Here is a 12,469-nt window from a genome sequence, read left to right on the forward strand (position 1 = left end):
TAGATTGATCCGCTTCATCTTCATACTTTTGCTGACCATCACTCTGAAAGGATTTTCTCAATCACAGAGACTGGTCGTCACATCCAATTCTCCCGGAAAAGTGGCTGCAGGCGGACACTTCACTTTGTTTTTCGAAGTGAAATCAGAAAATCCCCTACCCGAGTCTCTGCACGAAAAAATCAGCCTGCCCCAGAGATGGAATCTGCTCTCTGAGCGTAAGCCTGAAATTGTTTCAGGACAGAAAGTCCGTAAGTACATGTATGTAATCAACACGCCAGCAGGTGCAGCTGCAGGAGGCTACCTGATCAACTTCACAGTTAATGCCATGCAGCATCCGGTTACTACTCCGGTTCTGGTCATGATCGATCAGGTTAGAAAAGTTGATATCCTTGTGATTTCTCAGCCTGAGTTCACCAAGGAAGGCGACACGCTGCGGGTCGAATATATGGTGCAAAATTCGGGCAATAAAAAGGAAGCACTCATTTTAAAAAGCACCCGCGGCTACCTGGAGAATACCAAAGACACCCTTATGCTCGATCCTGGCGCAAAGATGACCGTAGTTGTCGCCCAGATTGTTCCTTTTACCGATGCCAACGCCTGGCAAAGTGCCTCTGATCTGTCGGCCGACATGACAGATGGCATACAGCCCGCATACCAGGCCGTTTCAGTACCCGTGTTTTCAGCCAAAGTCAAAAAGATTGATCCATATTACCGCTTTCCCGTTGAAATTGGTGGTGGTTATCTTTCTTATGTATACGGAAACCGAAGCGATGTTGCCTTCCAGTATAGCGCTCTGGGCAGGGGCTTTGTTGATCAGAAACAAAAGCATTATCTGGACTTTACACTGCGCGGACCGAATCAGTTTGTGTTTCCGGCAGTGGGTAGTTACGATCAGTATTCACTTGACTATGCCTACAAAAACCAGACTTTCGTATCAGTAGGCGATTATGTGATGCAGCTTAATAATCTGATGGAATTCGGAAGATTTGGCCGGGGCCTGCGTTTGGAGCAGCAGTTCAAACGGATTAGTTATACTGCCTTTTATCAGAAAGCGCGCTTTTTCCCTAACCAAAGAGATGCTGCCGGCGGCAAGATCCTTTTTAAACTGGGGCAGGCCTCAAATGTAGGCCTGCATTATGCATCTAAAAACGTGGCCTACTTCCGCCAGCAGTTCTGGTCGAACATGTTGGGAGTATCGGCTAATATACACACCAAAGACATACAGCTCGAAGCCGAAGCTGCGTCCGGACAGGCCCGTGGTATTACAGACTACGGCGGGTTCCTCCGGTTTCAGCTTAGTAAAAAATGGATCAGCCTTTCTTCCAACGTGATTTACGCGGGGAAAGACTTTTACGGTTTTTACAACAACAGCCGTTTACTCAATTTAAATCTCGGACTGAACATTACCCAAAAGCTGACAGTCGGACTGGGCAGTAACTTCTCAGATGTAAACCCTGGTCTTGATGCTACCTCTTACAGTATATCACCCAAAGACAGAAGCTATCTTGCCTATATTTCGTATTTACCAAACCAAAAGAACCGTTTTTTTGTCTTCTATTCCACTCAGCAAAGAGAAGACAGGTTAAAGCCTATAGATTTTCACTATTGGGAAGAATTCGGTAACCTGTCCTATAACTATACTTCCGAGAAGTTCTCGGTGTTCTACCAAGGACGCTATGGTCATTCAAAAAACCTCTTGATCGCCGACAATACCGGCAAAAGGCAGTTTTTCTCAAATCTTATTCAGCCTACAATCCGCACTACAAAATGGCTGTGGCTAGGTGGTTATCTTGAACATCAGCACACCAGTAAGTTTTCGTCCGCAGACATTATTCAGGATTTGTTTTTCTACGGCGGTAATGCCCGGATCTCACTTAAAAAAAACTTGCAAGCCAGCTTTATGTACCGTAACAATTACGCGCCCGACGAACTCTATGAAAGAAGAAGCTATCTGGACTTATCCATTTTACTGGATCTGAAAAGACACCGGTTCTCTCTTACGGGCGGCCGCACCTATGTACCCAACCTTGATACCAGAGATAAAAACACGTTATTTCTGACTATGAAATATGCGCTCAAACTCAACATTCCTGTATCCAGAAAGCGGAATTTGGGAAGTCTGAAAGGCAAGCTGACAGGCTTTGGTTTCCCTAAGCAAGGCAATCTCATACAGCTAGGCAGTCATAGGTTCATGACTGATAGCACAGGCATGTTCTCTTTTGAAGGCGTAGCTCCGGATAACTACTATTTGAGCATTACCCAGAATGAGGCCAGAGGCGAAGGTGTCATACCAGTGGTAAAGATGCCGATGCTCGTAGAAGTGAAGGCCGATAGTATCAAGGTGGTTGAGATACCACTGTCCAGAACTGGAAACATTTTAGGAAAAGTTGAGTTTGTGAAACCAAGCCAGAATGGAGTCTTGGCAGTATTGAAAGAAAAACCCATGGTTCTTGTGAAAATGTCTGATGAAATGACCAGTTTGATTACGGAAGTAAACGAAAAAGGTGAGTTTTCTTTTAAAGAGATCAGACCGGGCAGCTGGAATATTTCAGCTTACATCCCTGGTAATCAGGACCGCTTTATCATTGACGATAGCGACAAACGTGTAGATTTAGATATCGATAAAACCATCAACATCGTTTTCAAACTGAGGCCAAACGAGAGGCGAATCCACTTTTCTAATAAAAATTTTGAGGTTTCTGTAAAAAAATGAGACACCTGTTTTTCATATTGCTCTTTTCAGAATGCTTCATGGCGATGGGGCAGAAAACGGCTAGTGTCGCTGTAAATCTCACTTTGCCTGCTGTTGCACTGATTGATATTGTCCCCAGCGCCAGCTCGACAGTCGCCCTGAAAATGACCGCTCCTACTGAGGCAGGCCAGCCAATTGGCGTGGGCACAGCCAATTCTGCCAACTGGCTAATCATGACCTCGGCAGTCACTGCTGCCGGATCCAGAAATGTATCAGGCAGTGTTGTAGGCACAATGCCGCCCGGTATAAGGCTCAGACTCGATGTTTCTCCATACACAGGCACTGGCTTAGGATTTTCGCCCAGTATGGGCTATGTGACCACCAATATTTATATGACTAACACCGCTACCAAATTCATTGATAATATCAAAGGATCTTTTACAGGGACCGGCACTGGCAGCAACGGTTTTAGATTAAGATATTCGATAGAGATCTCCGACTATGCAGCTATACGCAGCGGCACAACAAGTCTAACAGTACGTTATACAATGGCAGACAACTGATGAAAAAACTGATGATGCTTCTTATTGGATTGCTTTTTTGTTATGCAGGATCTGCGCAGACACTGACAATTAACACGCCGGGCGCGAATTGGACGCTACTCGCTCCTTCAACGCTCCTGACAGCTGCTGGTACTAACTACACACATGTGGAAACCACAGCACTTAACCATACGCTTATGAAGGTGAACGCTACTTTGGTGTGGTCTGTCAGCGTGCAGCAGAGTAGCACTTCGAATTGGGACACGGGGTTGAAACTGTTTATAAGAAGAAGCGGGGACGGCACAGGCGGTGCTCTTCTGACGGGTAATACCAATTACATCCAGCTTACAAGCACCGCCCAGCCCTTGGTTGGAGGACTTCTTGGACTGGGTTTCAGCAGAGACGATATCCCCATACAGTATAAGATTGAAGGAATTTCTGTGCTACTGCCCGTTAAAACCTATTCGACTACGATCCTGTTTACCGTTTCCGGATTGTAATTATACGCAACCAAATTGTGCTATAAGGCGTATCATTAACGGAATATTACAGAAGTTTACAGATAGTCTGTATGAATCGTGATAGCTAAATTAGAGAAGATACATTCGCTTTTAATGCTCCGATAAAGATTATTCTGAAACTACAACAGCTCTCTGTAATCGTAGTTACCAACCAAGTCCGTCAGTAGTAAAATCTTCATCTACGAAATAGTAACGATGGAAGAGCCAATATATAAGATAATCCAATAAAATCTTTCTTATGGTTGCCGTAGTTTAACTGCCCATCATGCCATAGCAGCCTTATCGCTCCGTTATTTCGCATGTCGAAGTATTAATTTAATCGTTGTCATTGAATAATTCGACCAAACAAATCTTTGTAGTTGCTCAGGTATTAGCTGCACATTACTCCCCAAAGTAATACTAAATTGGAATTAAAAAGTCGTTTTGTACTTAAAATATGCTGACATTATAAAGGAGTCTGAATCTGATTTACTCCAATTAGAAAAGCGAGAGAAGAATGCTATGCGACGTGATCGCATTCGATTTATAAGAATGCTAAAAATAGGTCAGTTTCGTACTCAGTAAGCTGCAGGTGCAGCAATCATTTTAGGTGAGCGGCAATCGCAGCGCTTATGGAGCAGCTATATAAAAGAAGGAATAACAGGTTTGGTATCAACCTATTCTGAGCGCTGGTGGGGTAAATTGAGTAGCGTTCAAATAAGCCAGCTACGTGCGTATCTGCTATCGGATCAGGCACCGACTCTCGCTGATATCCAGGCTTATTTAGCTGGGAGTCTAGGAGTAAACTACACTATTGGCGGAGTGAGTGATTTGTGTAAAAGACTAAAAATCAAGCTAAAAACAGGTAGACCTGTTAACGTTCGCCAGAAACCAGGAAGCGTTGAGGAATTCAAAAAAAATTTGTAATCTACGGTCAGATTTTCCAGATAGTGCAATATTTTTTCACGACGAGCTCAGGGCGGGTACGCGCACAGAATTAAGCAGAAAATGGGCTCCCACAGGACATCGGCCAATAGCACCGGTAAAAATAGGTTATGAAAATACATATTTGTATCTAACAATCTGTCCGTTCAATGGTAAAGGTTTTGCTACATTTTTACCCAAACTTGACAGTGCATCTTTCGGATGGTTTATACAAAAAGTAGAAGATACTATAGCGCAAAAATCACTTTTTATCGCTGACGGAGCAAAGGCACATAAGGAAGAACTTTTTAATGAAAATAAATTAGTTTTCAAAAAGTTACCACCGGCATGTCCCGAACTAAATCCAATTGAGCGATTCTTCAAGGAAGTCCGTAAACATCTAAAAAATAGAGTATTCGAAAGCCTGAAAATAGCACAGACCAAGATTGAAGAGATCGTCGAAAAGATTTCTGAGTCAGCATATTTGGAATCATACCTTAGGAGTTTTAAATATTTCAACCGTCAGAAGCTTTCAAATAGAACTTCCGAAATGCGCCCTCCCCATACTTACCTTACTGACGTTATTTAACTCAGCAGCGTATAAAAGATTAAAGCCAACGACAGTAACCTATTCCATATATTTTTGGAAAATAACGGGTTAGTCCTAAGTATATCACCGAAACCCAATGAAAGGATAATTCTACCGAAACCTAGATTTATTGCTATAGAAATGATATTAACCCTCCTTACATTTGTTGCGCATTTACTTTTACCCAACCACACACACTAATGAAACTTTTATCCATTAAGGAGATATCCTTATTGCTAGGTCATGCCGTTATTTTACCTGGATCTTCTATTGTCTGGGCCAAAATAAATATTGGCACCTCACGTACTATTATCAAAACACGCTCAAATACCTCCGCTGAGTCGACAGACTGTACAAAAAATATAATAAGGAAAAGCACTTGCTTGCGACACATTTATGATCCTAGCAAAACAATAATCCATGTGTTTCTTTTACCTCCCCTTTTATTGCTGTAAAAGGATACAGACATTACAAGCAGAACCTGAGTGCTGGGATACTTGAACGCGAAGTCCTCAATTCAGGATTCAGGCGGTTTTTATCTGTAGAGCTTTATTCTGGATATTACCGCAGATATGGATCGTCAGAGCTTACAAAAACACTGCTTTCAAAAAGAGCTTAACATTCGAGATAAAATACCAAATGCTACCTACCTTCTTAATTCAGCAGAGAAATAGTCCAGAAAAAGCTACTCCTGTACCGTCACGAATTATGTTGACATTAGCAATTGCCATGTAAAAATAGGCTTTATGATAAAATATCCGATATTAGAAATATCGCCCCATTCTAATATCGGATATCCCAAAGAAAATTTACTGAATCTGAAGGCTATTTCATGGCAAGAAATCACAGCTACCCAGACATGAAAATATTAGTAAATCATTATTAATAATCTTGACCTACTCAACACCATCTTAATGTAATTAATTAAAAATCACCATTTAACAAACAAATCACTATGCAAATTACAAATTTATGTAAAATCACCCTTGTTGCATTTTTATTTTGTGTTACTACTCCCCTGCTCGCTCAGGTGAAAATCGGAACCAATCCTACCACAATCGAAGCAGGTAGCAACCTAGAGGTTGAAGCTGCCTTAGAAGGCCGGAAATTTAAAGTAAACAAAAACAGCGGCAGAGTAACCATAGTTGACGGTACCCAAGGTGTCAACAAAGTTTTAACTTCCAATGCAACCGGAGATGCAAATTGGCAACTCGTTGATGCGAATATCATAGCCACCCTTCCGAAGGGAAAAATGGGCGGGGCCTCCACGAGTAATCTTGCCCATGGAACTCCTGTAAGTGTGGCATTTTCTGATGTCAATTTTGAGCAAGGAGGTGTTATCAAAGCCGGCAATAATTTGAGGCTTCCCATCAATGGTACATATCAGTTGTCCGTAAAGCTAGACCTTGAAAATAGTTCCGCGTGTAATGGTTCCACGCAAATAAGTACAATCGTGTGGCTTCAAAGAAATGCGGTAAACATGGCGCTATTTGACGATAGGATAAGTACAAGGTCAAACGATCGATTTTCTATACAATTGACCGGGTACTATAACTTAGCAGCAGGAGACTACATGGCTGCTGACGTCAGTATTGTTTTAGTAGGTTTGCAAACTACCCCTGCTGGATGCACCACTAGAGTGGTTAATGGTGAGATGACAGCAGTCTATGTACCGTAAATGTCAACTAAATTAGAGAATATAAAACTTGCGTTAGTCCTTAACCAGCTTCCAGCTCAGGTCTTATCTGAGTTGGAATTTCTCTATATTAGATTCTAGGAGTCTGTTGGACTTGGATACTTACCTACGGTTTATTAACTTAGGGTTGGAATTGCAACCTTTTGTTGGAAGAATTTGCCAGGCAATATCTTTTTCCATCGTCCCGGGGAATCTTCCATTCCCCAGACCCCTAGGACCCTATATTTACTTCCTCGATTTAGTCCATTAGGCAGCTTTTTTCTTGTTTAATATCGTTTCTTCAAAGGCCGGAGGGCTCAAATATCCTAGTGAAGAGTGCCTTCTTTTTCTATTATACCGCAGCGGCGGCCGCCAGACCTCAATAAATTCAAAAATTGCCAGTTTCGCCTCTTGTTTACTTTTAAATTATTGATGATAAACCATTTCTGCTTTCAGCGTTTTAAAAAAGCTTTCAGCAGGTGGTAGAGTAGATAACCATATCCAGAACCCAGTTATCCCGCCAGCATCGCTGTCTTGCTGTTGAAACAGCATCCAGTCCAGACTTTCAGGACGATAGCCGTACGAGTCATGATGGAAACTTGGATCTATGATAGGCTCCAAAATATCCTTCACAACCATTTGGGCTATCCTATCAGAAATAGTCGGTATACCAAGTGGTCAGGTTTTACCATTTCCTTTCGGTAGATCAACTCTGCCGACAGCTGGGGTAAAGTAACTTCCTGATGTTAACCGATTCCAGATTTTGTATAAATTCTCGCGCAGATCTTTTTCAAAATCATCCATTGTTTGCCTATCACTACCGGCTGAACTTTTGTTAGCCTTAATCCAAAGATAGGAATCCCAAACCATTTGCCTACTGATATTAAATGACCTTGCCATTATTCTTAGTTCCTCCCTTTATTGGTTGACTAATAGTTTTGACCGAATAACGTAACCCCTTCACTCCATCTGCTTTCACAGATATCCTCACTACTACGGGTTACTCCGTCCCTCTGGTTCACATTGGTACTTGCAGTTCCATAAAATTCGGAACCTCTTCCCTTTACTTTAAACCAGCAGGTTCCCACGTTCCAACATAAAAGCCTGAATTAAGATCATGCAGCCTCTACACCGAACGCCACCCAGCCCATAAACAGGCATTGTCTGGATTTGTCCCGGAATAACAACTCCTCCCGGTTTTGACGTTAGTTGAATTCCTTTTCGATATGTCATCGACTGTTCACTTTCGTTCATCTTCTTAATTCTTACCTGACATTTTTTTTATGCCTTTTCCAACGACGCTCACTCCCAAGACTTTTGATCTTAGCAGCTCGTGGTGGTTTGAAGCCGGGGCCTTCCCTCGTCATTTATGCAGCATGACTTTCTAGTCGTCTTTTGAACATCCTAAAAAGCCTTCGTGGCACACAATTGTCCCAACAGCTCCCTTTTCTGCTCATACTCTGAATGATAGGTGAGCCTGCTAACTGTTTACGAAATTCACTGCACGCCTATTGAACGCCTCTGTCCGACCGGGTCGGTGCGATGAAATAACAAAGGTTTTTTTAATCGGATAGCACTCTAAAGCCATTTTGAAAGCCGCTACGCTGGCATCTTCGGCTTTCATTGTCTCACTCAGCGCCCCAACCAACCACCTTACGATTTGCGAGTTCAAGTATTGCTGTAAGATAAATCCAGCCCTCTTCCGTCTTTATATACGTCAGATCAGATACCCATTTTTCGCTAAGACCATTTGCTCTAAAATCTCTATTTAATACCAGAATGTTGAATACTTAACTGATTCTTGCTCGCAGAATACACGAACACCTTTACCGCTACTTTTCCATCGGAGATAGAGCTGGCAATATCGTTGATGGGATTTGTGCTGTTCTTTTTCATATCCCAAAGCTCATTATTACTGATCAGCCTTAAAAGATGGATACAGGCGATTGCATACATTTCCAGCATCTTCTGGTAAGCTGCTGGAAATCCACCGATTTATATGAAACACTCAAATGGTGTTTTTCCGCAAGTGCTCAGCATCCTGGAAATTTCAGCAAACATAACGGTACAATCTCTTTTTGTGATGGATCGTCAGTATGAGTTTTGCCCCGGGCGCATTTCAGATTTACGCAGCGTGGCTTAATGCTTGTGTAACACAACTCCATCGATTACTTTCTCTGAGAACCCTCAGATTTAGCATAGACTGAGCTCCTTTGGGGGTCCACCGCTGTCCACTACGCTTCATTCTAGTTTGTATGACAGTCTTATGCGCGGCTTCCATCGGGCCATTTCCTATCATAAGTCCTTGACTACGAAATGACTTTTAATCCATTCTATCAACGTTATTTTTATAGTATTCCAGAAGCTTTGTTCGTTGTGTCCTCACGTTTTTTGACAGCTTTCTAAGCTTCACTATATTGTCCAGAACATTCTGAGCAGAACCTTCCAGCAACTCGCCTTTTTGAGCTTTAACCCATTTTTCGCGTCTGGCTATGTCCGTAAAATGTGAGTTTGCAAAATCTGTTAAGTGTTCCACCGCATGATAGTAATCCAGGATGTGGGTTGCATTGGGAAATCTATTAGTCAGATAGTTATGTATCCATTGTGCTCCATCTGTAATAAATACCAATCGGTCTTCACAATCTTTATAAGTCCCTAAGCTGGCTTCGAACTTGGGAATAAAATGGTTATAGGAACCTAAATGGCCGCTGTAAAAAGACTCGTCAAGTTTATAACGTATATTACCTTGCTCTTTTGTACCATTTTCTAATTTACAATCCTCTCTGAAAATACGGCCGAGCTTGACTTCCTGCCACCCTTGATCCATTTGAATCATGCTCCCATCCATTGAAGCATATACCCTTTCAGTGCTGTTCAACTTCTGATGTTTGATCTCAGCCATTACATCTTCAGCAACTGCATTACCCAAGTAATCAGTTACTCTATATACCTGACTTTCAGATATATTAATACCCAAGAAAGCATTTAATAATTCATTTGATTTTGAGTACACATCGCTGACCCCGGCGAGTGCCATCAAATTTTGAAGATAGGGACTTATGAAAAAGCCGTTCGTTTTGGCCTTGTAGCGATGTGTTTTGGACAGCTCTAATCTACCGAATCGGGTTTGACAGAAGTTTTTTTTCGCTTATCCGTTGATGTGCCCTTTTTTAAGCTTGCCTGCATTACCTGTCCACCCAACTCAGTCCATACTTTTACGGGGACGCCTAGTCGAAACCCTCCTCATAGGCGTAAAAGGTCTTTTCTGATTGTAAACCAGTTAGTTTATCATATCGAGCATCTACCAATGCATGTAATTCTTCGCGGGTCATATCTGTAAAATTACTCGTTTTATTGAAAAGACCGCCTACTTGAGATCATACTTTAGGAGTTTCAAATATTTCAGCGTTAAGAAACTTTCGAAGCGAACTTTTGAAATGCGCCCTTTGCCCCAGGGCAAAATCGCCGAACGCATACGATAAAATACAAAGACTGGTTTTCCTTAATTCATACTCATTGAGCATAATAGCATCTCCCACATGCATATTCCCCAAAAAATTAATTACGTATTCGGGAACACGCCGACATCTACAGAGGAGGTTGAGTAAAAAATACTATATCAATCAAATCTATAAGCCACTAAAATTGATATACGCCCCATGTCTTAATATGTATACCTGGTCATACACAAAATTAAAATGGTATATACATATCGCTAAAAATAAAAAAACAGGAATAAATATACAAAAATTAGCATAGAGTATATTTGATACAAATATGGCAATTATTAGATAGTTATTATTCGATATAGAAAAAAATATTATTATGAGTAAGTCATAAAAAAAATATAATCTAACAAATAATAGGTAAACAATTTTACAAATTAGATAACTCATAGAAACATTACTACAACCTTATTACATAAACAATTTGTCGTTAATATCGATATATAATAAATAAATATATACTATTAAAAATGAAAAAATAAATTACTTAAACAACCTTATAACTATAAAAATATGCAATAATTTCAGAAGTGATAATCCCGAACATCGCCATCTAATATAATATCTAAATCATGAAATATAAATATTGTCGACTACATGAAATTTTAACTTGATTCATAAAATCAACTCAGAATCAACGTAGCAGGAACCGACGACAGGGAATTATATAAAACACCTTCCGCATATAATCAAAAATAATATCCGTTTATCCGACAACTAATAGAATAAAGGCTCAAATCATACGATTTTATATCCTGGTAACACCTGAACACATCCATCTAATTAGATTCTACAACAAATCCCTCTCCTGTATATAATTAATGGGAATATTATTATGTATTATTTTATTGACTCGATGCAAAAAATCAAAATTTATCCATTTTTTTCAATAAAAAATCACAAAAAGACGTATTAGGGATATCTTTAGTCTGTAAAAGACGTCGAAATAGTTGAACTTGCGCCTTATACAAGTAAGATATAAAATTACAACAAGGTAGTAGTAGCTCGATTCTTTTCATTACAATAATTAGAATATATTAAGCTTAGATGACGCAAAAATTCCAAGAGATCGTTCTAAAAAGATTAGAGCCGGCACAATACATCAAATACCTAAACTTAACAGGAAAGACTAATAAAATTAATCCAAATTACTCGTTTTCAGACAGCCAGTTCTTTCGCTCTGAAATATTTTATGAAAAAATAAACAACAACTTCTGGATCACTATCGAGGAGACTGAGGAACAATTCGATACATGTTATACTATTCCTGCACAAAAAACCAAAAGTGAATATTTTTCAATTAACTACTATCAATCTCAAAATTACTTTGGCTATCAGTCAGATGACCAGGTTGTATATGTAAAAGACATAGTAATTTTTTCTGGCCCTAAATCAACTCACAAAATATATGTAAGCCAAAAATCTCCTCTAAGATGTTATCGACTGATCCTGTCAAAACCATATCTGCAAAGGTTCCTTAACCTGAATCTGTCCAACAGCCGACTTAACAAGGCGCATTTTCTGGTAGCAACCGGAGAAGGAGTAATGGTACGCCCAATACACGATATAGAGAAAATTGTCACAGACAGGCTATATGCTCTACTTAAGTATCGTGACTCTACGGCAAATCATGCACTCTCCCTCACCGCAAACGCCTTCAATATCACTGACCAGTTCTTCAGACTATCAAACACTACAGCCCCCTCCATCAGACTGCCTGATGATGATGATGATCTTATCAATAGGATTGTCCATCACCTGGAAGAAAATATCAAAAACAAATTCCCTGGTATCGAAGCAATTGCGTCAGACTTCTATATCTCACCCACCAAACTAAAGAAAATTTTTCGTACATTCTTCAACACGACACCGCTGCTCTACTTCAGAAAGCTTCAAATTAATTATGCACAAAAAAAAATGGAGATAACAAAAGTCACCGTAAAGGAGCTCGCCTCTGAACTCGGATTTAAAAAGTCTAACACCTTCTCCATTTGGTTCAAAAGATATGTTGGAAAAAACCCTAACGAACTACAATAATAGA

Annotated in this window: 9 protein-coding genes and 1 pseudogene; 7 read left to right on the top strand and 3 right to left on the bottom strand. The window is 40.4% G+C overall.

The genetic code is table 11. From position 1 onward, the window contains the following. Window positions 1-28: 28 nt before the first annotated feature. From DSL64_RS26650 to DSL64_RS26675, 6 genes are all read left to right on the top strand, one after another. On the top strand, window positions 29-2,713 hold the full coding sequence (locus DSL64_RS26650) for a COG1470 family protein (RefSeq protein WP_229217241.1): 2,685 nt from the start codon (window positions 29-31) through the stop codon (window positions 2,711-2,713). Then, window positions 2,710-3,255 (top strand): hypothetical protein, encoded by a 546-nt coding sequence (locus DSL64_RS26655; RefSeq protein WP_115834013.1) that lies wholly within the window; start codon window positions 2,710-2,712, stop codon window positions 3,253-3,255. The genes DSL64_RS26650 and DSL64_RS26655 overlap by 4 nt, the downstream gene beginning before the upstream one ends. Next, the gene (locus tag DSL64_RS26660; RefSeq protein WP_115834014.1) at window positions 3,255-3,734 is read left to right on the top strand and encodes a hypothetical protein; all 480 of its coding nucleotides are present in this window, start codon (window positions 3,255-3,257) and stop codon (window positions 3,732-3,734) included. The genes DSL64_RS26655 and DSL64_RS26660 overlap by 1 nt, the downstream gene beginning before the upstream one ends. Before the next feature lie 702 nt (window positions 3,735-4,436). After that, complete coding sequence (locus DSL64_RS29615) at window positions 4,437-4,661, top strand: helix-turn-helix domain-containing protein (protein ID WP_374755847.1); 225 nt, start codon at window positions 4,437-4,439, stop codon at window positions 4,659-4,661. Then, on the top strand, window positions 4,636-5,247 hold the full coding sequence (locus DSL64_RS26670; protein WP_158547985.1) for a transposase: 612 nt from the start codon (window positions 4,636-4,638) through the stop codon (window positions 5,245-5,247). Before DSL64_RS29615 ends, DSL64_RS26670 begins: the two co-directional genes overlap by 26 nt. A gap of 955 nt (window positions 5,248-6,202) precedes the next feature. Next, window positions 6,203-6,925: a hypothetical protein gene (locus DSL64_RS26675; RefSeq protein ID WP_115834017.1), complete on the top strand. Its 723-nt coding sequence runs from the start codon at window positions 6,203-6,205 to the stop codon at window positions 6,923-6,925. A gap of 264 nt (window positions 6,926-7,189) precedes the next feature. Here the strand turns inward: DSL64_RS26675 and DSL64_RS29365 are convergent. The 3 genes and pseudogenes from DSL64_RS29365 to DSL64_RS26695 all read right to left on the bottom strand — a co-directional run. Then, window positions 7,190-7,396, bottom strand: a pseudogene (locus DSL64_RS29365) (IS3 family transposase); the annotation flags it as partial. A 1,290-nt stretch (window positions 7,397-8,686) separates the two neighbouring features. Then, a complete protein-coding gene (locus tag DSL64_RS26690; protein ID WP_115834019.1) occupies window positions 8,687-8,887 on the bottom strand; it encodes a hypothetical protein in 201 nt (66 codons plus the stop codon). A 358-nt stretch (window positions 8,888-9,245) separates the two neighbouring features. Continuing rightward, window positions 9,246-9,959 (bottom strand): transposase, encoded by a 714-nt coding sequence (locus DSL64_RS26695; protein WP_115834020.1) that lies wholly within the window; start codon window positions 9,957-9,959, stop codon window positions 9,246-9,248. Between the two features lie 1,516 nt (window positions 9,960-11,475). Between DSL64_RS26695 and DSL64_RS26700 the strand changes: the two genes are divergently transcribed. Then, window positions 11,476-12,465 (top strand): helix-turn-helix transcriptional regulator, encoded by a 990-nt coding sequence (locus DSL64_RS26700; RefSeq protein ID WP_115834021.1) that lies wholly within the window; start codon window positions 11,476-11,478, stop codon window positions 12,463-12,465. Window positions 12,466-12,469 lie beyond the last annotated feature (4 nt).

Origin of the sequence: Dyadobacter luteus (assembly GCF_003383615.1) — a bacterium.
Lineage (GTDB): Bacteria > Bacteroidota > Bacteroidia > Cytophagales > Spirosomataceae > Dyadobacter > Dyadobacter luteus.

Bases quoted from the DNA above. Each gene is read 5' to 3' on its own strand.
- DSL64_RS26695 (WP_115834020.1), bottom strand. From the start codon at position 9,959: ATGGCACTCGCCGGGGTCAGCGATGTGTACTCAAAATCAAATGAATTA.
- DSL64_RS26690 (WP_115834019.1), bottom strand. From the start codon at position 8,887: ATGCTGGAAATGTATGCAATCGCCTGTATCCATCTTTTAAGGCTGATC.
- DSL64_RS26655 (WP_115834013.1), top strand. From the start codon at position 2,710: ATGAGACACCTGTTTTTCATATTGCTCTTTTCAGAATGCTTCATGGCG.
- DSL64_RS26700 (WP_115834021.1), top strand. From the start codon at position 11,476: ATGACGCAAAAATTCCAAGAGATCGTTCTAAAAAGATTAGAGCCGGCA.
- DSL64_RS26660 (WP_115834014.1), top strand. From the start codon at position 3,255: ATGAAAAAACTGATGATGCTTCTTATTGGATTGCTTTTTTGTTATGCA.
- DSL64_RS26675 (WP_115834017.1), top strand. From the start codon at position 6,203: ATGCAAATTACAAATTTATGTAAAATCACCCTTGTTGCATTTTTATTT.